General features: G+C 59.4%; 19 protein-coding genes and 1 pseudogene. 4 read left to right on the top strand and 16 right to left on the bottom strand.

Annotated elements, in window-relative coordinates; genetic code table 11:
• Window positions 1-286 precede the first annotated feature (286 nt).
• The 5 genes from hemC to AC0L30_RS40015 all read right to left on the bottom strand — a co-directional run bounded on the left by hemC (window position 287) and on the right by AC0L30_RS40015 (window position 5,225).
• Window positions 287-1,222: a hydroxymethylbilane synthase gene (gene hemC / locus AC0L30_RS40035; protein ID WP_354202738.1), complete on the bottom strand. Its 936-nt coding sequence runs from the start codon at window positions 1,220-1,222 to the stop codon at window positions 287-289.
• A 571-nt stretch (window positions 1,223-1,793) separates the two neighbouring features.
• A complete protein-coding gene (locus AC0L30_RS40030) occupies window positions 1,794-2,249 on the bottom strand; it encodes a cytochrome C (RefSeq protein ID WP_473406557.1) in 456 nt (151 codons plus the stop codon).
• A gap of 4 nt (window positions 2,250-2,253) precedes the next feature.
• Complete coding sequence (locus AC0L30_RS40025) at window positions 2,254-2,496, bottom strand: hypothetical protein (RefSeq protein ID WP_009859338.1); 243 nt, start codon at window positions 2,494-2,496, stop codon at window positions 2,254-2,256.
• A gap of 9 nt (window positions 2,497-2,505) precedes the next feature.
• Window positions 2,506-3,816 (bottom strand): c-type cytochrome, encoded by a 1,311-nt coding sequence (locus tag AC0L30_RS40020; RefSeq protein WP_473406556.1) that lies wholly within the window; start codon window positions 3,814-3,816, stop codon window positions 2,506-2,508.
• A gap of 8 nt (window positions 3,817-3,824) precedes the next feature.
• The gene (locus AC0L30_RS40015; RefSeq protein WP_354202741.1) at window positions 3,825-5,225 is read right to left on the bottom strand and encodes a cbb3-type cytochrome c oxidase subunit I; all 1,401 of its coding nucleotides are present in this window, start codon (window positions 5,223-5,225) and stop codon (window positions 3,825-3,827) included.
• 808 nt (window positions 5,226-6,033) lie between these two features.
• Between AC0L30_RS40015 and AC0L30_RS40010 the strand changes: the two genes are divergently transcribed.
• A complete protein-coding gene (locus AC0L30_RS40010; protein WP_354202742.1) occupies window positions 6,034-6,552 on the top strand; it encodes a Rid family hydrolase in 519 nt (172 codons plus the stop codon).
• 20 nt (window positions 6,553-6,572) lie between these two features.
• Complete coding sequence (locus AC0L30_RS40005) at window positions 6,573-7,196, top strand: hydrolase (protein ID WP_009859334.1); 624 nt, start codon at window positions 6,573-6,575, stop codon at window positions 7,194-7,196.
• Window positions 7,197-7,695: 499 nt separating this feature from the next.
• On the opposite strand, the gene AC0L30_RS40000 is transcribed toward AC0L30_RS40005, so the two are convergent.
• The 4 genes from AC0L30_RS40000 to AC0L30_RS39985 all read right to left on the bottom strand — a co-directional run bounded on the left by AC0L30_RS40000 (window position 7,696) and on the right by AC0L30_RS39985 (window position 12,180).
• Window positions 7,696-8,565, bottom strand: coding sequence for a COG3904 family protein (locus AC0L30_RS40000; protein WP_473406555.1), 870 nt, complete (start codon window positions 8,563-8,565; stop codon window positions 7,696-7,698).
• Window positions 8,566-8,688: 123 nt separating this feature from the next.
• Window positions 8,689-8,958, bottom strand: a complete 270-nt coding sequence (locus tag AC0L30_RS39995) for a hypothetical protein (RefSeq protein ID WP_354202745.1) — start codon at window positions 8,956-8,958, stop codon at window positions 8,689-8,691.
• A 1,252-nt stretch (window positions 8,959-10,210) separates the two neighbouring features.
• Entirely contained in the window at window positions 10,211-11,686 is a 1,476-nt protein-coding gene (gene gorA, locus AC0L30_RS39990) for a glutathione-disulfide reductase (RefSeq protein WP_473406558.1), read from the bottom strand.
• 116 nt (window positions 11,687-11,802) lie between these two features.
• Window positions 11,803-12,180: a c-type cytochrome gene (locus AC0L30_RS39985; RefSeq protein ID WP_049824144.1), complete on the bottom strand. Its 378-nt coding sequence runs from the start codon at window positions 12,178-12,180 to the stop codon at window positions 11,803-11,805.
• A gap of 762 nt (window positions 12,181-12,942) precedes the next feature.
• Here AC0L30_RS39985 and AC0L30_RS39980 point away from each other — a divergent pair.
• A complete protein-coding gene (locus AC0L30_RS39980; RefSeq protein WP_035992154.1) occupies window positions 12,943-13,137 on the top strand; it encodes a hypothetical protein in 195 nt (64 codons plus the stop codon).
• A gap of 605 nt (window positions 13,138-13,742) precedes the next feature.
• Here AC0L30_RS39980 and AC0L30_RS39975 read toward each other — a convergent pair.
• The 7 genes from AC0L30_RS39975 to AC0L30_RS39945 form a co-directional block, all read right to left on the bottom strand.
• Window positions 13,743-14,162 (bottom strand): cupin domain-containing protein, encoded by a 420-nt coding sequence (locus AC0L30_RS39975; protein ID WP_473406554.1) that lies wholly within the window; start codon window positions 14,160-14,162, stop codon window positions 13,743-13,745.
• Between the two features lie 659 nt (window positions 14,163-14,821).
• A complete protein-coding gene (locus AC0L30_RS39970) occupies window positions 14,822-15,739 on the bottom strand; it encodes an NADP-dependent oxidoreductase (RefSeq protein WP_354202751.1) in 918 nt (305 codons plus the stop codon).
• 145 nt (window positions 15,740-15,884) lie between these two features.
• Window positions 15,885-17,207: an MFS transporter gene (locus tag AC0L30_RS39965; protein WP_473406553.1), complete on the bottom strand. Its 1,323-nt coding sequence runs from the start codon at window positions 17,205-17,207 to the stop codon at window positions 15,885-15,887.
• Window positions 17,208-18,291: 1,084 nt separating this feature from the next.
• Window positions 18,292-18,921: a lysozyme family protein gene (locus AC0L30_RS39960; RefSeq protein WP_354167017.1), complete on the bottom strand. Its 630-nt coding sequence runs from the start codon at window positions 18,919-18,921 to the stop codon at window positions 18,292-18,294.
• A gap of 143 nt (window positions 18,922-19,064) precedes the next feature.
• Window positions 19,065-19,469: a hypothetical protein gene (locus AC0L30_RS39955; RefSeq protein WP_354202758.1), complete on the bottom strand. Its 405-nt coding sequence runs from the start codon at window positions 19,467-19,469 to the stop codon at window positions 19,065-19,067.
• Between the two features lie 980 nt (window positions 19,470-20,449).
• The gene (locus tag AC0L30_RS39950; RefSeq protein WP_473406552.1) at window positions 20,450-20,659 is read right to left on the bottom strand and encodes a hypothetical protein; all 210 of its coding nucleotides are present in this window, start codon (window positions 20,657-20,659) and stop codon (window positions 20,450-20,452) included.
• A gap of 363 nt (window positions 20,660-21,022) precedes the next feature.
• On the bottom strand, window positions 21,023-21,184 hold the full coding sequence (locus AC0L30_RS39945) for a hypothetical protein (protein WP_354213119.1): 162 nt from the start codon (window positions 21,182-21,184) through the stop codon (window positions 21,023-21,025).
• A 334-nt stretch (window positions 21,185-21,518) separates the two neighbouring features.
• Here AC0L30_RS39945 and AC0L30_RS39940 point away from each other — a divergent pair.
• Window positions 21,519-21,620 (top strand): annotated as a pseudogene (locus tag AC0L30_RS39940) (LuxR C-terminal-related transcriptional regulator); the annotation flags it as partial.
• Window positions 21,621-21,826: the final 206 nt, after the last annotated feature.

The raw sequence follows: 21,826 nt of genomic DNA, 5'->3' as shown, positions 1-21,826 counted from the left end.
CCGCACGGTCGCGGACTTCAGGCGAAAACTTGTTCGTGGTCTTGCTTGTCATGGCTCCATCCTCTCAGGAGTTGGAGCCTCCGGCAAACCCGGGGCGGTTCAGTTCCCTGATTTGACGAAGCTGCGGCAACTGCCCTGCGGCACAGGTGCAGATCGTTAATGGAGAACGCCAGCCGGGCCGTTGCAATTCGCGCAACAGTAATCGGTTCCACACTGCTCAAGAAGGCCGAGCGCCTGCGCTATGCTGGCTTCCCAAGAGCATAAGTCGTCATGTCAACTAGCGAATTCAGATTGTCCTTTGCTCTTCCACGGTACGGAGCGCAGCCTTCAATATCTCTTCGGCGCCTTGCTGAAGAAGTTTATGCCCGAGACTTCTGCCTATTGCGTCGGCTTGATCGGCCAGACCCACACTTTCATCGGCGATCTTCCTTTGGCCATCCGGATGAGTCACTTGTCCTCGAAGTGTTAATGTCCCGGCGAGCCATGTGGCAGAGACCCCGACGGGGAGGCTGCAACCCGCATCGAGACTTCTCATCAATGCGCGCTCTGCATCCACTTCGGAGCGCGATTGCCGGTCTTCAATCTTTTGAAGCAGCGCTATAAGCGCCGTATCCTCTTCGCGAGCTTCGGCCGCGAGAGCACCTTGACCGACTGCATACGGGAAAACACGAGCGTCTAAAATCTGTGAAGCCTCATGCAGCAATCCTAGTCGGGACAACCCGGCCGCCGCCAATAGAGTCGCGTCTATTCCCTGTCGGTTCTTTGCCTTATACAGCCTTGGAGAAACGTTCCCTCGGATAGGTCGAATATCGAGACCATTGCATAACTCGAGAAGTTGAGCTTTACGGCGAATTGATCCAGTGCCGACGCGCAGCCCCGGCCGTAGCTGACTTAGTGTAACGCCACAAATCGCGTCCCGAGGATCCTCTCTTTTGGGAACGGCTGCCAATACCAAGCCGGGCTGCAATTTGGTTGGAAGATCCTTGAGGGAATGAACGACCAGGTCAACTTCGTTGCGCAGAAGCGTGTCTTCGCTCTCCTTCGTGAACGCTCCGATGCCGCCAAGCTGATGAAAGGCCGACCTTCGATCTTTATCGCCAACCGAGCTCACGAAGACCAAGCGCACCTCAGCGGCCGGCTCGACGCCACGAATAAGGTCGGCGACGTGACTGGCTTGCCAGATGGCCAAATCACTACGCCTGGTGCCGAGTCGAATTTCCACAATGAAACCTCTTGCTTCTTCAGCAGTTCGCGAACCTATAGCGTTGCGCAACTAGCTATGATCAGCGCCTACTCATTTAGCCGCACAGCGTGACTCTGGTGTGGTAGTCTTTGCATGGATATCTTCTCTCACGCCATATTCACATCTATCCACAGTCGCCCCGAAAACGGAGAAGCAGCCAATAGCTCGCAACTTTATAAAGGCACTGGACTAAGTCGAGAAGGGTGCGGGCTCCTGGAGAATGGAGCTTGCGCACCTTTCGGATGTCAAGCGCGCTGAATGCGTCCGTACATCGCTTCAACTTCAAGCGGTCGAGCTCAAACGCCGCAGCGAGCTGCCATCACCTGTGTTTATACCGGAACGATCAAGGTGATCGAACGGTGTCGAAACTTTACGTGCGGCATCACGCTAACTTAAGTAGACGCCTCCGTCGTCAAGAGCGAACGCCTGTCGATGAGACCGCGTACCTTCGCCTCACGCAATGGATCATGCACGAGCATATTCGTCTTCACTTGCGGAGATCCGGATGGGTCAGCAGCCACAGCGTTGACTCGTTCGATCTTGGGGCGCGCTATTTGAATGGATTCATCGACGAGGAATAAGTTGGTGTTTTCGCGTAATCCGCCGGAACGTTCCAAAGAGTTGCGACATACCAAGCGGTCCAAGCAACGATCAGTAGCATCAGCACCCACACCCAGACCGGCGTCGGCGAGGGCGATTCCGCTCGGTGCGGCTCGAACGGCTCTTCCGCTCCAAACGCGTTGACCATGAGGCGCACGGTACCGTGGACGACGGCACCATCACCAAGCCCGGTGACCGTGATCCCGGGGCCGTTGCGGACTTGGAATCGAAGGCGCCGGACCCCGACCTGGCCGGTGGCATCTTGGGCTTCGATGCGCAGGCCGTGCTCGCCGTCGGCAAGGCTCTTCGTGTCGAGCGCTATCTCGGTCGGCGGCCGCTGATCGGCGACCGGATCTGGGGTGTCGTCTAGATAGATGCGGATGCGCGGGTCGGGCACGTGTTGCATTCCTCTAACGGTCGGTGTCCAAGACGCGATACTTTGGATGATTGGGATCCCGTTCGCCGGGGTCGAAGAGCATCCACAGCGCCGCCACGATGCAGCTAAGGGTCACGAGCCCAGCCCCGCCCGCCACCAGCACGTTGCCAAGTAGTGGTCCGGTAAGACTATGATCGCCAGCAGCATTAGCGATCGCAGGCGTAGTGCAGAGATAGCCAAGCGCCGAGAGGATCCAAGCGGTAATCGTATCAGTCATCGTCGCCTCCTATTTCTTGGCGCGGAGCTTCGTGATGTCCGCGAGCGTCACCAGCGGCCCGTGGTTGCCCCATGACGTGCGCTCGTGATTGATGATATCAGCGATCTGCTGATCAGATAGTCTGTCAGCGAACGGCGGCATCTCTACTTCGTACTTCTGGCCGTTGATCGCCTTCCCACCAAGGCCGCGCAGCATGGTGGTGATGTGTTCGGCAGGGTCACTGGCGTTAACGACCTGATCGCCCGCAAGCGGCGGAAACGTGCCGGGCACACCTTTGCCCTCTGCACCGTGACAGGCGGCGCAGTTCTCGGCGAACAGCTTCGATCCTTCCGCGGGATCGAATGTCGGTGCCGGGGCCGCTATCGGCGAGACCGGTTTCGTCGGCTGCTTCTGCAGTGGTTCGTTGGCGCGCGCCGCGACGACATCAGCCGCGCTAATCAAGGCACCACGATTGCCCCATGAGGAGCGCTCGTGGTTGATGATATCGGCGATCTCCTGATCCGACAATTGATCCGCGAACGCGGGCATCGGAGCTTCATATTTTTGGCCATTGATCACGTTTCCGCTAAGTCCATGCAGCACAGCGCCAATGTGTGCCGTCGGATTGGCGGCGTTAACCACCGGATCTCCGGCGAGCGGCGGAAACGTTCCGGGCACACCCTTGCCTTCCGCGCCGTGGCAGGATGCGCAGTTGTTGGCGAACAATGCTGCACCTTTGCCGGCATCAAACCCTAGCGGCCCGCTCGAGCGACTCAATGGCACGGTGCGGGGCCGCGTTGGAGCGAGCGCGGGCTGCTTCAGCGACAACAGATAGGCCACCAGCGCCTTGCCGTCGTCATTAGGAATCACGGTACCGCCTGGCGCGAACTCAGGCGGCAATGACACCGCTTTCTCTTCGGGAGGTAATTTGTCCACAACGCTGAATAGCCAAGGGTAAGCTGGCATGATCGATTGCGGCACCACTGCGCGCGGCTGATAGAGATGGATGAACTGCCATATGCTGCTCGATTGCCGCGTGCCGATATTGCTCAAGTCCGGACCGTTGCGCTCCGAACCTAGCAATTCCGTCGTCTGGTAAGCATAATCGCCCGGTGCGGACGGACGGCCAAAGGACTTATCTCCAGAGAGGGGGCGTACTTGCTGGGTATGGCAATAGAAGCAACCTTCGGAGACATAAACATCCCGCCCTCGCGCCTCTAGGGGGGTCAGTGGCTTAAGGCCCGGCGTCGGAGGTACCTTCGATAGCCAGATGCCCGGCAGCACGCCCATAAGAACCGCCAATCCGGTGTAGATCAGCGTTGAACCACCGGAAATCGCCAACAACCTATTCATACCGCCACCGTCTTGGCTGCGGCAAGCTCGGCGTAGGACCTGCCGTAGGTCATTGTCCAGACATTGAAAGCGAAGACGAGATGGCCGGCGAACATCAGCGAGCCACCGACGGAGCGCCACAACCAATATGGCGCGGCATCTTCGACCGACTGGATGAAGGTGAGTCCTCGAAACCAATCGAGCCCCTGAATGGTTCCTGCGGCCGACAGCGCCGCAACGTAGATGACAACACCGACTGCGGAAAGCCAGAAATGGATGCCCATAGTCAGGTTGTAGGGATACTTGCCGGTGGCGCGCGGCAAGAGTGCGTAGACTCCGCCCCAGATCGCGAAGGTAACGAAGCCATACATCGTCAGGTGCGAGTGCCCTACCGTGTAATTGGTCAGATGCCACAGCTGCTGCAGCGAGCGGAACGCCTCAAATGTGCCTTGCGTCGAACCCAGTAGATAGCCGTAGACGGCGACGAGGATGAACACCGCGGGCGAGCGATATATCCATTCGTGAGTCCCCCGGAAGGTGAGAAGGAAGTTCGCAGTGCCGCTCAGCACAGGGACCAGCATGGCCACGCTGAAGACGATGGCCGTAGTCTGCAGCCACCACGGTAATGGACTGAATTCAAAATGATGGGCGCCGACGATCGGATAGAAGATGAGATTGGTCCAGAATGCAAAGACGCCAAGAGAATACGAATAGATCGGACGGTTCAGGAGCTTCGGCAGCGCATAGTAGGACACACCGAGCGATAGGGGCGTGAACCATAGTCCGACGGCGTTATGCATGAAGAAGGCCTGTACCGCGACCTGACCCAGTCCGAACTGGTACCATGGCAGAAGCGACACCACGACCATGACAATCGTCCACAGCGTGCCTCCGATAGTATACCAGTTAGAAATGTAGATATCCTCGGCATCCCGCTGCTCGACAGTGGCGATCATATTCCAGACCGCAGTGATCAAACCAAGCCCGAGGATTACGCGAATCCACCACAGCCACTCGCGATACTCCTGGCCGTAGTTGAAACCGAAATCGAGTGTAACGGTGCCCAGCACAGCGGCGACATTAAGGAGCGCAAGACTGATCCATGCGAGTCGCTCGCTGTAGAGCCGCGCGCCCGAACTGCGCGCTGCCACGAACAGCGCAAGTCCGATCAGCGCCTGGCTCGCCCAGGCATAAAATGTTCCGTTGGTGTGGATCGCCCGCAACCGTCCAAACGACAGCGCCGGCGTCGTCGCAAAATCCGGATAGGCGAACTTGAAGCTGACTAAGACTCCTACGGCCGTGGTCAATACAAGCCAGATTGTCGCCGACGCTACGTAAGCCGCTAACACCCGCGCCAGAGCGGGGTCATCCGGAGCGGCTGTCCGAAGCGGCATGGCCGTAGCGGTGTATGACTTCATCCGACTCTCCGTCCCCTCGACGTCGTTGTCCAGCGTTGCTCGAAAGCGCGCCCGACGATGCTTTGCAGAATGCCCTTGCAACGCCTGCGAAGGAAATCACCTCTCGCCATCGATTCGATAGACGATCGTTATTGCCGCCGCGCCGCGTGACTCCGCAGCGAGGAACGTCACCAGACGCACATGAAGAGATTTTCGTTGGCTGCCTGGGAGCAATCCAGATCACGGGTGGCAGCGCGCCGCCTCCTCGACCATGACGCACTCCTACGGGGGATTTGGCGCGCGCCACGATCAATCTGTTTTTGCACCCTCAGGTCTGGTGTGATGGCACAGCTATTCGCCCGGCCCGCCGCTCGATCTGAGCTGATCCGACGAGTTAGGTCGTCTTTTGGAGCCAACCGAGACCTTCAGTTCACTCTGACGAATATCCGTTTAAAAGACATTTTCCGCGAAGCGTCGAATACGAGCGTCGCGACCGGCCAGGTCGCATCTGCGCGGCTTGCGCGATGCACGCATCCACAACCCGTCAACGTTCGTTCCACGTATCGGCGCGAGTGGGATGTCTCACTCAACTCTCCTTTGGCTCGTCCTCGTTTTTCAGCGCCGGCGACAATGGGAACTCTCTGCAGGCGGGGCTGGTGGCATTTCCCGTTACTAGATCACGCGGCGCGACGGCGCTAACGATGGTCTATCGAATCTATGACGAGAGGTGATTTCCTTCGTCGGCTTTGCAAGGTCATTCTCCAAAGCATCGTCCTAACGAAAGTCAGTGCCGCCATCGAGACGGGATTGAGAAGCCAGGAGGTTCCATATGCAACGCGACGAGATAACTGCCGCCGCAATAAACTGTAAGGAGACCGTCTATTTCGATGTGCCGTGGGAAGATGCCTACGGATACGCACAGGCGATCAAGGTTGGTGACACGATCCATGTCTCCGGTCAGCTCAGCCACGACGAGAACGGGAACCTAATCGCGCCTGCTTCTCTCGATGACTCCGGCAAGCCGGCCGAGTTCTCGATGATGGAACAGCAGATGCGGGCGACTTACGCCAATGCCGCCAAGCTTTTGGCGCGCTTCGGGGCGACGTTGGACAATGTCGTCGAGGAGACGCTGTATGTCCTCGATGTCGGTGCCGCATTCGCCGTTGCGGGCAGGGTGCGCAAGGAGGCCTACGGCACGGCACGACCTCAGTGCGCCAGCAACCTGATAGGTGTGCTGAGACTGGCCTTTCCTGAACAGCTCATTGAGATCACGTTTACCGCTAGGCTGTCGGAACAGAAGCGAAGCCGCCACGATAACTCCCCGATGTCCCGAGTTAACGAAACATGACACAAGGACCTGAAACGGCGATGTCCGACATCCTGATCAAGCCGAAGGATTGCACCTTGGTGCTGGTCGATCAGCAGGCCGGGCTTGCTTTCGGCGTCGGGTCGATCGATCGCCAAACGCTTCTGAACAACGTGATCGCTCTAGCGCGCACTGCCACCGTTTTCGGCATGCCGATCGTGGCTTCCACGTCCGCCACAAAGGTCTACAGCGGTCCTCTGATGCCAGCGATCCACGCTGCGATTCCTGAAGTAGTCGCGATCGAGCGCCGCAACATGAACATGTGGGAGGACCACGCTGCGCGCGCTGCTATCGTGGCGACGGGACGACGGAAGCTGATCTTTTCGGGGCTGTTGACGGAAGCGTGTGTGACTTTTCCGGTGCTCTCCGCTCGCGCGGAGGGGTATGAGGTGCACGTCGTCGGCGACGCTTGCGGCGGGCTCACTCCGGTCAGTCACGATCTGTCGATGCGACGGATGGAGGCGGCGGGCGCAAAGCCGACGTCGTGGATCCAGGTCCTTCTGGAACTCCAGCGCGACTGGACCCGGCACGAGACCTATGACGGAGCGCGAGCAATCGTGGAGGCTCACGGCGGCGGATACGGTATCGGTTTGGCCTATGCACGGGATATGATCAAGCCTACGTAAGAAACGCGCCGATTATCCATCGGCCTGCGCCACGAGCCTGGGCTGCCGCCCACGCCGCGCGAGAGAGCGCGCGTGAATTAATCTTGATCCTCGAAGCCGCAAATCAGCGCAACCAGCACGCGAACCTTGCTGGCGAGATCAACCGCTTGGCTGCCTCGATCTTCAAGTCGGAAAGAAGCTTCTTGTGAGCCACACTGTTGGGGAGACCCTGAGCAGGTCTCGAAAGTTGCAATGCGGATACCAACCCTTCGGCTAATTGGGGAGGGCTGCTGCCGCGAAGCAATCGGCATGTGCACCCGCTTAATTCGCCGCGGTAATGGGCACGGCACGTCGGAAACGTTGTTCGGGTAATCGGGGGGATCTGTTGATATGAGCGCTAGGGTCGACGTCCAGCGAGCCGCTCACACGACCGAGACTGTTTCGGAAATCTAGCGTGAATATTTCGTTCGCTTGGTTGGCTTTGCTGGAATTCCTCAATCGGTCCTCAACATGGTACCCGCTAGTCCTGCCCAAGCGGGCCCACAGCGCTCACGCTGCCCGCGGGCCCCATAGCTTCAGCCGACTTGGTCGATACTGCCGGCTCTGGATTTGTCTTGGTCGCGACCGCGCTGCTTACGAAGCGCCCCCGCACCGGTTTGCGCGTCAGCTCGACCACCGCTGCCTTGTTGCCCGGCTGATCACGCATACGGGTCGTGACCAGCCCGGTGAGCCGCAACTCCTCCTGCGACAGTTCATGCAGATCTTCCCAGGGCGGCACGTTCAGCGACAGCGACAACAAATCACCCGCGCCGCCCATGTCGAAAGTGTATTTCGCGAGACGACCGATATCGCGTTCCACGATCATCAGATCATCCGCGCTGTAGGTCGCGGCTTTGGCATCATTGGCGCGGTCACCGATCCAGATCTGATGCACCCGAACATGGGCAGTCTCGGGCACGAAACGCGTCTTGCCCGAGAGCAGCAGGAACACGCACATCGATTCGCAATAAGCCACGGGAGCCTTGTCGGAAGGAGCGCTCTGTGCAGTGTTGGTCTGAACGCTGACGCCAACGGTGGTCAGCGCCCCCAGATCGCGCCAGCGCCGCCCGAGCGCGATCGCTTCATTGACCGCACCGCCGCTGGAATCCAGCACGATGGTCGCGCCGTCAAGCTGTCGACCTAGCGCGAATTCGTCGAAAACCCTCGGAGTATCGGCGGTCACGATGCCGACCGCGCTGACCCAACCTCGGCAATTCGGCTGGCAAGCAATCCAGCTAAACTTCATCGGCAATTTGCGCAATTCGAGGGTGACCCCGGCACCCGCCGAACCAGCCGGCGTCGTCGCCGGGCCGAGCAATGCGATGCAAATGGCGGCGACGCCGTGCCGCATCCAGCCTCGAGTTGCCACCCAACTATTACGGGCAGAGGTTACAATACATGTCGCCAGATTACTCGAGACCGAGACGGCAAACAGGATACCCCATAGGACGAACATGTTAGAACCTTGGCCGGGTTATCGAGCCGGGTTTGCCGCGTCGCAGGGGCGTATGTACACCGGCGGCGGCTGGTGCTGCCCGGGCAGCGGTACGGCTTCAGAATCTACTAGCCAGGCCTGATGGTTGGTGCGCCGTTTAAAGCCGGGGCCGCGCATGTAGTGCAGCCCGGGCCGGTAACAGTCGCGCACGTCCATGAACAGATTGCGAACGACCTCGGCGATGTCGGAGGCTGACTTAGCCGTCTTGAGGACAAAACCAAACAACGCGGAGTCATCTATGATTGTCATGGGTGAACTCTTGGCCATCGTCTTGCGGTTCGATAAGTCGGTGCGGCTGTACCCCAAGCGTAGTCACAAGGAGATTGCCAACACCATTGCACAGAAGGTTGATCCGTGTGGTACTTCGGCTGAGAAGAGCATACCTAAGTGTAGGAGATGCGCTGGCACGTCCTACCTCGGCCGAGCGAAATCGGTCGATCAGCCGGATGACGCTGTTGAAGTAGGATGATTAATCAGAGGGCCGCGCGCCGCATAGAGTGATGAGTTAGCGATCGCCGCAGCTTGGCGGGCCGTGGACTGATGCTTGATGTACGTGAGCTTGCCACAACCGAGTTAACGCAAGGCCTTCGCGATCGCGTAGCGACGGACCCATTCTGTGCTCCGTTTGCTCGGGCTAGCTGGCCGGGAGATGCGGGTTTGCAATGCAAATACTTCGCTTTCGCCGACGACATTGGCTTCAATCATCGTGGGCTGGCCGTTGTGGCGCCCGCTATCGGCCCGGCATACAACGCCGAATGCGACCAGATAGGTTGATCGAGATAATTGATCCCGACGGAATATACCCATTACCTTCGACCAGCGGGACGTCACCAGGTCGAACCCAGTTGAGTAAGCCCCTCGCGCGCATCTTCAAGCTGAGCGGCTGATGGGAATGTCGCAGCTGCCCGGCAGCTGCCTTACACACTAGGGGCAGGCGGCTTTCGAACCTGAGTGTCGCAGTGTCAGGCGACTTGCTCGATCACGAGTCCCCTTCCGTTGAACGAGCTCGCGGCGCCGGTGCCGCGCCAGCTCAGCAAGACTCTCGGTGGAGGTAGTAAAATGTCGATCGAGACGAAAACCTTGCTCCTTTCCCACCAAGGGTTCGGTGTCGACGATGGCGGGCACCTTGCGTTGGAGGTTGACGGTGCGAATTGACAGCGGTGTTGCTCGCCCCTGCTCGTGTCGACTTCGATAGGAGCCCATAGTTATCGCCACTGCTCCACGACTTTGGCTGATTGGGCGTCGTGTGGAAATGGAAGAACTCATCGCGCTCACCTTTAGGATTGCGGACTGTTGGCACGCAAGCGAAACACGCGGCGAGTCGTGGGGCAGGTGGTTCAGGCATCCTGCGCGACACTGCTTGCGCACTCCTCACTGGCGCGGGGTGGCGCTATCGATTTCATTCAGTCTGTATGAGGCCTGCAGCATTTAGTCTAGATTAGTGAGCTGCTCGAAGGTCCGCGGCTTTCCGAGCGGGCCTTCCGAACACGCGCCGCTGGCATCAGACGGCAGCGCTCGGGACGAGCGGTGTCGACGCGTCGCGCCGATCGTACCGCACCGTCGGAGTCCGCATTGCGACGATCTCCTCACCTACCGTCGGGTGCAAGGCCATAACTGACGCGAAGTCTTTCATGGTAACTCCGCTGCGGATCGCTATGGCGAGCACCTGGATCATCTCGCTGGCCTCTTCGGCGACGATATGGACCCCGAGGATCCGGTCTGTTGCGCAATCCACAACGACCTTCAGAAGCGCGGTCTCGCAATCGCCCGTCACGGCGGCCTTCAGTGACCGAAAGCGAACCTTGTAGACGTCGACGGCAGGGTACTGCGCCCTCGCCTCCAGCTCCGTCAGGCCAACGGAGCCGATCTCCGGGCTGGAGAAGACCGCGGTCGGCACATTGGAATAGTCGACCTGCCACGCTTTCTTGCCGAACAGGCTGTCGGCGAACGCGTGGCCCTCGCGAATCGCGACGGGCGTCAGGTTGAACTGGTTCGACACGTCACCCACAGCGTAGATGCTCGGAATATTCGTGCGGGAGCTCGCGTCGACAATGATAGCGCCGTCTGCCCCAGTCTTGACCCCGGCGCGGTCGAGCCCGAGCGCGGTCGTGTTCGGCGTGCGACCGATGGCGAGCAGCACCTGGTCGGCCATCAACCTTCCGCCCTGTTCAGTCGTAACGTCGATCCTTCCTGCATGGTCGCCGTCGCGGACGTTCCCGTCCCGCCGTTCGAGGCGGCGGATGCTGTCGCTAAACATCAGCTTAATGCCACGGTTCGTGTAGGACCCAGCGACCGCCTGGCGCACGTCCTCGTCAAAGCCGCGCAAGACATTGCTTCCGCGGCAGACGACAGTGACGTCGCTTCCCAGCGCGGCAAACAGGCCAGCGAACTCCATTGCGATGTATCCGGCGCCGCCGATCACAAGTTTTCTCGGGAATGTCTTCAAGTCGAAAACGGCATCCGAGGTGATGCCGAGCTCGATGCCGTCGAAGCGAGGCAATTCGGGCCGTGCGCCTGTCGCTATCAGGATCGTGCGTGCCCGTACGCGACGGCCGTTTCTGAGGAGGCGCACCGTATTTGCGTCCTCGAGCACGGCGCGAGACCTCACCACCTCGACGCCTGCACTTTCCTGACCGGTGCCGTAGAGCCCTTCCAGGCGTGTGATCTCGCGGTCCTTAGCGGCAATCAATGACGGCCAGTCGAAATGTGGGACCGACAAGCGCCAGCCGAATCCTGCGGCCTCCTCGAACGTGCCGCTGAAACGGCTCGCGTAGACGAACAGTTTTTTTGGTACGCAGCCGCGGATGACACACGTTCCTCCCAGCCGGTACTCCTCCGCGAGCATTACTCTCGCGCCACGTCCCGACGCGACGCGCGCAGCGCGGATCCCTCCTGACCCACCACCAATCACGAACAAATCGACATCGGACTCCGCTTCCCGAGAAGGCTCTGAAACCTCGGCGGCTTGTCTCGACACGCCTGGGGGCTCCTGAAATGCTTCTGTATCGCTCAACTCAGGAATCTTTTCTGTGCGGGACCGGAATGCTCTCATGTCCGCGCAGGCGCATTGCTGACGCTTGTTTCCAGAAGCTGCTACTTCAACGTAGCAAGATAGGCAACCAGGTCTGCCCGGTCCCTCGATTCCTTCAGCCCCGCGTAGGGCATCCTGTTTCCGGGAACCACCTTCTGTGGCGATTCCAGATATGCATCGAGGATCTTTGCCTCCCAAACGATGCCGGAATTCTTGATAGCGTCACTGTAGCTGAAGCCGGGAACCGTACCTGCCGTTCTGCCTATGATTCCTTCCAGGCCCGGCCCGATGCGATTATCATGATCCGTGGCATGGCACGCAGCGCAGGCTTTGAAGATCGCTTTGCCGTGCTCGGCGTCCTGTGCGTAGCCGGGATTCGCTGTTGCTCCCGCAAGTACGAGCACCGCAATAAACGCGCCGATCTTTCCTGCGCTTTCCATTGGCAACATCCTTCCTTGGATCGGGTTCAGAAGTAGCACGGCAGCGCAATGTAGTTGTCGCCTGCTTCGGTGATAGGCGGCGATTCTTGCTACAGCGGACGAAATTGGAAATTCCATTTGGATATGCATTCGATAGGCGAGAGATATCGTCGGCCAAGAGCGCTATGCGCGCCGGCGTCCGGCGAGTGTGGTACTGCACTCGGGATGTCGGGCGGTGTATGAGGACATGAAAGAGCACTTCGCGATGACTCAATGTCGGGTCGCAACGCCAGGACAACACCATGCGTCGCGCCCCGATCCGTGCCCCGGCCGGATAGCTCTTGCGGCGTCCTGTCGAGCGGGTGACGCGGCTCCTAGTTCGTGACTGCGAGCGCGCCGTCGTCCCGGGGCATTTCAAGCCGGCTCGTTGTACGTCTCGTCCGAGCACCCTAAGCTTTCGTATCATCGCAACGCCCTGTTTGGACTTCCCCAGCTCAACCTGTGCTCAATTGATCCGTTAGTGGCGATCCTCTTAGTGTTGGAGCATCCGACTTGCACACAGGCTAAGGGGAAGACAATGCCTTACCGCTTCGAACGTCTTGGGTCTGACAAGGGCAGGCAACGCGCAGTCTGTGAGGGCGACTTTGGTCTCGTCCGGCATTATTCATGGCGAACGCCGCTTTGCTCTAAGAAGTGCATCGATCGCTTCAAGGCACACCAGAGTGACCACAATGGGTTCCTGATCGCTTTCGACCAAACGCCCGAAGACCGCACGAGCGCGTCATGAGGAATCAGATTTCACGACGAGGCAAGGAATGCTTGAAGGCAGCGCAGACTTTGCTGCGCACTGCCGAAACCATCACTGACCAAGCGGTTGCGATTCAGCTTAAGGCTCTTGCCGACTACTACGAGCGGCGAGCCGAGAAGGCTTCGCTCGACGATGCAGCTAAGGCATTAGCTCGATCCGCAGACCGCTGAATACGACGGGCATACATGAGCTGACGGGCAGCCTCCCCAGCGGCGATCTCGCCCACGGGATCGCAGTTCAGCCGCAAGCCGAGCGTGGGGCCACGCGAACAGCACATCGCGAAACAACACCTTGGAGGGATGCCGCGTTTTTCCAGCGCGAGGTAGCTGCGGCAAACGATCATCTTCGTCACGGGTTGCGGCGACATCCCGACGTCTGCACACAATGAACCCGGGGGAGAACGCCCGGGTTTGCGGCGGACCCCACGTTAGACGGATGGTAACGCCGCTCGCGCGTTATCGTGCCCCTGCTTTCCCCGCCCACGATCGCACGGATCGACGCCGACGGCAGAGCAGGCGCGTATGCTCCCGAGCACACCAACTTGACCGAACTAACACCCGCTTCGTTGCAACAGCGGTCCCGTCGCCGGGCTTTTATACCCTCGTTACGACCAGCACGAGGCTTCAAAGCCGGGGTCAACGAACGACCGCTGCATGCGTCGTCCCGGCGGAGTGCTACGCGACTCCTGGCCCCAGGGTTGCCCTGCCCTTTTGGAGGGCCGGTCTTGCACGCCGCGAGCCTCGATCCTTAGGCGCTGCCGAGTGCGTATCAAGCGTTATTTGATGGGAGTGGTGAGCCCTTTGTCATTGGTGTCGAGGACGAAAACAGCGAGCAGCTTCGCCGGCTCGGTCGTGCTCGCGTTGCGGCTGATCGAATGGGTCACACCGGGCGGTTCGGACCAGCTCTCACCTGCCCGATAGATACGCATCTCGCCATCGTTCACCTTCGACACAATCGCGCCCGAAACCACATAGGCGTAGATGAAGGCTGAGCTCGCGTGGGTGTGGGGCGCGGAGGCTGCGTTGGGTGCGTAGTCGACTTCCAAGGCGATCAGCGACTTGCCAGGTATGTTAGGAATTGCAGCCTCGAAGTTCTTCGTGACGGTTTGCGCTTCGGCATCACGGACGTACATGGGGCCGGCCATCAAGATGGCGAGGACGGCGCAGTTAGCGGCGATGATGGTTCGGATCTTCATGGGCTTTCTCGCTTTAGGTGTCGGTCGCTTTCGTTTATGCCATCATCTAGGTCCCGAGGGGTTTCACACCGTACTTAGGATAGTAGCTATTCCTGATTTCGTCCTGACTTCGAGGAGGGTGGGCAAAGACATGGGCTGGAGACAGCAACTGGGTGATAGAAGCTGTCTCGATTGTGACAACGTGATCAACAGGACATTCTTGGCCATTCGTCACGCGAACTGAGTTGGCGATCATCAAAGACTTGTCATGGTCAGGCGGCAGTATCAACGCACGGCCCTTGAATCGATAACTGCGCCTCTGGAAAGATGTCGACCACGTTAATTTCGATGGCGGGATTGCGTTTCAAGTTTAGTATGGTCCGGGGATGCGATATCGGAGTAGTAGAGAACGCCGTCTGTGACGGTCAGAGACGCCTCGGCGAACGATTGGGCGTTCGGTGCTCGTTGACTGTCGCGACGAACGACAGTATCGCCTGCTTGATGGTCGTCTCCACGTCGGCGATGATTTCAATCATAGACTCCTCGCTTCAATCTTTGGGAATCCTTCCTAGCGCGCGGTCCTCGCAGTACCGCCGCGGCGCGTGGAGCGCAGGCGGGCCAAAGGGGAGGGCGCCAACAATCCATTTGGGAGAGGGGAACCTTTCGCCTTTTCTGTTTCCTCACGGACGAACTCGGATGATGGTTTTCCCGCTGGTCCGCTTGGTCGAATTCAAAACGGCGACCGCATCCTCGATGGTCGCGATGTTGCCGATGTTTGTACGCAGTCGTCCGTCCCGCACCCGCTGGACGATCTCACCCAGTTGTCGGCGATCAGACACGAGGACAAAATCGATCGCCCGGCCGTCGGTGGGCCGCGCCTCGATCGGCCCGGCGATGGTTACCAGCGTTCCTCCGGCTTGAATCAGGTCCGCGGACCGCTTCGCGATGTCGCCACCGATGACATCGAAAACCAGATTGACTCTGCCGACGTCTTCGAGGACGTCGTTCTGGAGGTCGACGAACTCCTGCGAGCCGAAGTCGAGCGCCTTCTGGCGGTCGGCAGCGCGTCCGGTGCCGATGACGTAGGCGCCGGCCTCACGTGCGAGCTGCGCCACCATCGAACCGACTGCGCCGGCCGCGCCGTGCACGAGGACGCTCTGCCCCGCCCCAAGGCGGCCGTGCACGAACAGCCCCTGCCACGCGGTGAGGCCCGGCATCGCTACGGCCGCACCCACCGTGAAATCGACGTCGCCCGGAAGCGGCGCGAGGTTGCGTGCCTCCACGGCCACATACTCAGCCAAGGTCCCTCCGCGATACGAGTCCGACAGACCGAACACCCGTTGTCCCACCGACAGCCCGGTCGTGCCATAGCCGAGAGCGGTGACGACACCCGCCAGCTCCTGGCCGGGAATTGTCGGCGTCCGGTCACGGTCGAGGCGATCGGTCCAGGTCGAAGGCCATGTCAGCTCACCGGAGGTGAATCCCGACGCATGAACCTGAACGATGACCTCGTTTATCGCCGCGTGCGGCTCGGGCTGCTGCATCAGTTTCATCCCGGCCGTTCCCGCAGCCTGGTCAGTCACAACGATCGCCTGCATGATAATTTCTCTCCGATCATTTGTCTCTTTACTGGATGTGCTCCGGCGAGAACCTGAGCTCGCGCTCGGCGGTACGGTTCGCCGCTACACCGGGGCGCGGCGGAATTGCTGGTCGATTGTGGCCCGTCCCACTACGCAGCCTTCTTCACCGATCGTGACGGCAAGGCCAGCGACCATTCTTATGAGAGCGTTCGCTGTTTGATGAACCGGTCGCGTTCGAGCTGTCGCAGGTGCTGCTTCCCGTCATATCGGTATGCGGATTGCGTGCGCCGACGACAGTGAACAGAGTTGCGACGGCGGCAAGTCCGCCGTATCCGAGCGTGATCTGCGGTAGCGAGAACGTGTTCGAAAGTTGGCCGGAGACAAGGCTAGGGAAGGCGGCACCGCCGTAGCAGATAAGGTAGATCGCGCTGAAGATCGGCGCCCGTTCGGCTGGCGTGCTGCCATGCAGCAAGCCGCGGGCGGCGGCGCTAATGGCGATTCCCTGGCCGGCTCCGGCGACGATGGTTGCGATGATGAACAAAACCAGTGTGCTGGCGGTGACCGCCCTGCAGAGGTCGATCATTCCGGCCAGAAAAATGATCATACCGACGCGTTGGGCTTGCGCGGATGTGAACCGGGCCCCCATGGGAGCGCCGAGAACGCTCAGGATCATATAGCCGGCGAACACCAGTCCGAGTATGAGGGGGCTGCGGGTATGGAGTTGATCTTCGACTAGCGCGGGCACAAATGCTTGGTAGAAGCCCGCAGTTGCCCATGTGGCCAGGAACACCGCCGCCGCAACAGGGAGCAGGTGCCTGACCCGGGCGGGTACGCTGACCCGCGGTAGCAGTGATCGCCAAGCGCCTGGCGTCGGAGTTGCTGTTTCAGGGCTGATGGCAATGAGTCCGGCAGACAATAATAGGAAGCCGATGCAAACTAGGTATATGAGGTCGCGTGGCCAGGGACCGAACTGGACCAAGGCACCGGAGGCGATGACGCCGACGGTAAGGCCGAGCATCGGTCCCTGGCTGGAGGCGACGGACGCCAACCATTCCGGTCTACTGGGTGCGGCGTCGACGATGTAGGATGTCAGGCTGCTGCTGGCCGACCCGGTACCGAGACCCACGAGGAGGCGACCGACCAGCAGGGTAGCGATGTCGTGCACATTCAGCAAAAGCACGCAGCCCAGTAGTACCAGGCTGAGGCTAATGATCGCAGTGAGCCGGCGGCCCAGATGATTGGACAGTCGTCCCAGCCCCAAGAGTGCGGCGATGGTGCCGATGGCGTAGGCGACGACAGCGATCGAGATGCCGACATTCGTGAAGCCGTCCTCCGCCCGGTAGATGTTGTAAAGGGGAATCGGAGCGGCCGCCGCGGCAAACGAGACCACTAGCGAGACTACTGCGGATACGAATGCGAGCCGGAGCGTGCCGCCCCGGTGAGCCTGGTTGATCACTGGTGCCAGATGTTGCAGCGAGCCGTGCATCCGTTGTCTCCCGGAGATTCGGGCGCGCAGGTCCAAACTCTCCAATTAGGTATTTTCACCAACTGGCTTTAATCGTCGACGCCAGGCCGAAGAGCGGCTGCATGGGTGAGAGCTGCCGTGCCGCGCATATATCCGGCGGCCTTTCGAATTAGCCTCCCTCGAATATTGTCGATCAGGTAGCGCAATCGTCGATATCCGGCGCGGCGCATGATAAATCTCCGCCCCCGAGGTGCTTGCCGTCGTGACCTGTGCCACACAATTGAACGGTCCAGCACGATCGGGCAATATCGCCAGCAACTAACACACGTCGCGCCTTGGCCTTCACCATCAGACCGTGAGATCGCGCTCGAGTCGGGCGGCGATTTCGGTGTGATCAGTGATGGTTCCCTCTTACTCGCGATGAATACGGCCTCTGCGTCGTACGGGGGCATTATCGCGCTCATCTCACCGGAGTGAAATCGCTTGAGCAGCGGCGCGACAATGCCTTCGGGTTCAGTAGGGAGCGGATAGGAGCCGGACATCACGGATTCCTGCTTCGTGTTGACTGAAATGGTTGCCCTGGTGTTATTCGATTAATCCGCGGCGGTGAGTTGTTATTGGTCGCAGCGCGGAACGAAAGTTTCCAATACCCGATACGAATAGTTTTCATACCCGCGGGGAATTGTGCTGCGACAGTCCTCTCTTCTATTCATAACCGAGGTACGTTGCGCAGCCGGCGACCGCGTCACGGCGCGCGGCGAGCGGCAATAACGATTGTCTAGCGATTCGACGGTGAATGGTGATCTCCTTCGGGGCCTGTACTTGGCTTCCAACGCTGGAGGAAACCAGCACACGCGTCGCACACATGACCGCAGTGTTGATCGACTTTGAACGACCGCTCGGATAACTCAATCGACATCGAGGCGACTCCATCCTGAATGACCACTTCGTCATCGTCTCTCCTCACCAACCCTGCTGCCGCGAGTGGCTTAGCTGCTCGACCGGAGCAGTATCGGTGCCTTTCCGGTCAGTCTGGGTGCTATTTTCGCGTCCGGATACGCAAACTGGTTTATGGCCGAGAGCTTCGCGACCCCGAAATCGCCAGTTACCTGAGCCGCTCTTGGCCAGGCCGAGTGCCCGCCGCCATTTTGCGATCGGCCCAGCTCTTGATATCGCCGACTGTCATCGCCTTGAGGAACGTATTGGCGTTGACCAGCTTTTCGCGTGTGGTCCGACCCGTCATGTCAGCGGCGGCCATAACTAAAGCAGCGTCGGCACTTTCTGCCCCGGATAATAGCGCCACGGCGCCCGCCGGTCCCGCGAAATGGGCAAGGTAGAGAGAACCGGCCGTCACGGGCAGACCGCGCTTGGTCAGCATCGCGGCATGTTCCTCGACCAGCCGTGCGGCAATGTCGCGCGTAAGCTCGGCATCTCCCCGCAGGTCCAAGACTCCCTTGTCGCTGCGGCCTTGGATCAGATCGCGTCGGTGCCTTCGAACGGCTTCGAGCCACGTATGATCGAGAAACTGGGCGGCGCCAGTGGCGCTCGACCGCTTGTTCTTTGCATTCGGGTCACCGTTGGACTCGGCTATGATAATGCGCTCGACCAATGCCTTCGCAGCCGCTCTGTCGATCGATTTCCCCTTCAATTGAACATCGCGAAAAAGGACGAAACTTACGACGAAAGCCAGGCCGATTGCCAGTCCAACAACGAGCGTGATGAATTCCGCGGACAACCACTTCCGCGCGGCGACAACGGATCCACGCTCGTCGGGGCGAGGCGGTCGGATTTCCTCGTCGCGGCGTGTTTGCTCTGACACATGCGGCGGGAGCCGCGGGTTGCCATCGGCTGTCGTCCCAACGTAGAGAAATCCGTGCTCTAGGTCTGGCATCGCGTCTGCAGGTTTAATGCTTTCAAAACGCCATCGAAGGCACCTGACAGGCACGGCTTTGCCTCCGCGATTGGTTTGGCGCGACTGGCGCCTGCGCTTGCCTTGGAAATTCCGTGCCGGGGCGGAGGTCTGGGCAGCATGATCGCGGATTTTCCGCTTGCGTTGCCTTTCTGCTCGACGATCTCCGAATGTGCTCGTGCAACGATCGCAATGTGGTCCGGCGGATGCGTCAGTTCGCTCGAGGAAAGCGGCTGCGGCGACGCTTCGAATTGCGGAATGTCGAACCGGTCTGCCTTGGTCAGTGTATCGTGTGAGGGACGTAATCCGACCGTTGCCAGAGCCGGCGGCTCGTTCACAGGGTCTGTGATGCGCGGCGGCGCCTCGAGCTTCATCACGGCGAGTGTACCGAGGCCAATTAGGAAGAGAGCTACTCTCATCTGATTTCACGCTCTCCGAACGAGAAACCTCACTCAAATCCTCTTAGAAATGAGCTCCAGAAATCAAGGACGGATTGCAAAGGTCCAATAAGGCCGCTTAGCGGCAGAGGTGAACCGGGAAGCGCTGCTATGGGAGAAGATCAAAGACAGGGTTAACGCGGATCATGCGAACTGGCCGAGTGAAGGGCATAGTCAACCCGATGAGGCGCCGGCGGCTTCTCACTTCGAAAATGTCACCGAACCCCAGCTCGACGCCGTCTCGTCCTCACTACGCCCTGGCAAGTTCGCGACTGCATTTTGCAGCGGGAGGTGTGCGTCTGTGAGTTGGTTCAAAACAGCAAGGGGGACGGCGGACGGACATACATTTCCGCCGTGGACGACTTCAGCAGCTTGGCAGCACGTGAGGGTGAGCTACGGAATCGTGAGCGATCACTGCAAACGGTCGGCAGGCTATCTGAGACTTCTAAGCGAGGCCGCCGGTCCACGCGGTGGAAAAGCACGAAGGCCGCAGCGAGGAAAACTCGCGGCGGCCCGCGCGTGGTCAAAACGCCGGGTCACAATGGACAAGTAAAATATCGGGCCAGCCCCGGCGTCGAAGTTTTAGCGCTAAATTCGTCCGGATGGCGAAAAATACTTCGCTGGAACCGAAATGTGGTTACTGGGCATTCAGTTCCGTTGTTGCAGGAGGGGCCGCTGGCTGCTGCGTCGACCTTCCACCCTGGGACATCACCGGCCTCGAGCGTTCACCTCTGTCGGAAAGCGCGCGGTCACGTTGGCGGTCAGATCCGAGCAAGCGGCGATCAGTCCCAACCAACCAAACAGACTTGTCCGTGGCATCGAAGCGCGGGCGTCGACAGTGGACGAAGCGCGATCGTGGCGGATTGGCTCCTGCCGATGTCATAGAGATTTGCAAATGGGGAACACCAGCCGCCGACCTACTTGACGTAGATCATTCGTTCCTTAGTGGCCCGCAGGCTGCGGATGTAATAGCCTTGTGCCTGAACGGCTGACTTGATTTCGTTGCTAACCTTGAGAACTCGTTTTCTGCTCTTGCGCCAGGTATGTGCAGAGTAAAGCGCAGGTACGGCAGAGCCTGTACTTAGAACGAGCAAGCCGCGCTTGTCATTGCGATAGATATCAAACATCGTTCGTCCCCGCTGACCATATTGAACTAAGAATGAAATATGTTTCGGTTGTCTCAATGGCCGAGCTTAGTATTTCGGTCGGCTGTGCGGGTTGTAAATCTGCAACGCCAGCGACTTTCCTTCAGTTCGTTCCGGATACGGAACGAACTGAAGCAAGCCCCGGCCGCCGTCAAATTGCTGCGTATGCAATTACTTCAGTCACGATGTGTTTCGGATGCTGTTGATTGGGGGCGGAATCGAGCGGGAGGCGGCGGCCGCCGTCTTCACGGATTCGCCCCGTGTGGTTGCTCTTGCACGGCAGCGCCGACACGGCGATCTGCAGTGTCAAAGCGATACGATAGCGCGACCGGAAGGGGTGGATGGTCAGCCAAGGCACAACTGACCTTTCACATTCTCGTCTTGCATCACAATCCCGGCCAACTCTATCTCGTGCGGAACAAGCATTGCCCTAGGAGCGGGCTTGCCTTCATCGCGGATTCGAATGTCGATGTCGAAAGCATTCAACTCAAAAACCTTCTTTGTCATTTCCGCCAATGGTGGCGGGCCATAAGAATCCACCGGCTTCCGCAGACTCGAATACCAGGCAAATAGAACAAGTTTCCGTAATCTAGATTGTGGTCCGAATGCTGATGCGTAATGAAATGCTTTTTAATGCGTTTAGCCTAAGCGCAGCTTGCACGATCTATCGGGCAACGCCGTTGCCACAATCAATAACGTAAAGGGAGCCCGCGGCTACAATGGCATTTGAAGGTGCAGCTCGCCCAACCTGCAAGGGCGGACCGCCGGTGGTGCCCAACAACACAAGTTTCGTGCGGGCAGATTGTCCCGCCGCGAGCCTCGGTGCCAGCGCCGGTACGCGCGGACAATCAAGGCACATCGTCATCGAGTGACGGAGAAGATGAAAGTGCGGTCTCTGGCAGAGCTGGTCACCATAGCTCAGCGGCTCGGATTGCTTGCTTAACGAATGTGGCCGCGATGATTGATACGGTCGAACGTGCGCTTCCAACTCAGACACCGCGAGGTAGCAAAGGCCAAGAAAATCATAACCACAAAAAAGCCCCGGCGTGCCGGGGCTTTGGTTTACCAAGTCGGGTGCGATCAATATCTTGCCGCGACCGGTGCGCCGTATCCACCGAAGCGGTAGTTCAACCGAAGCGTGACCATATC

This window comes from Bradyrhizobium sp. MI1.11, from assembly GCF_055811255.1.
Note: the sequence above shows the minus strand (reverse complement) of the source record. Positions and strands in the feature narration are given on the sequence as shown.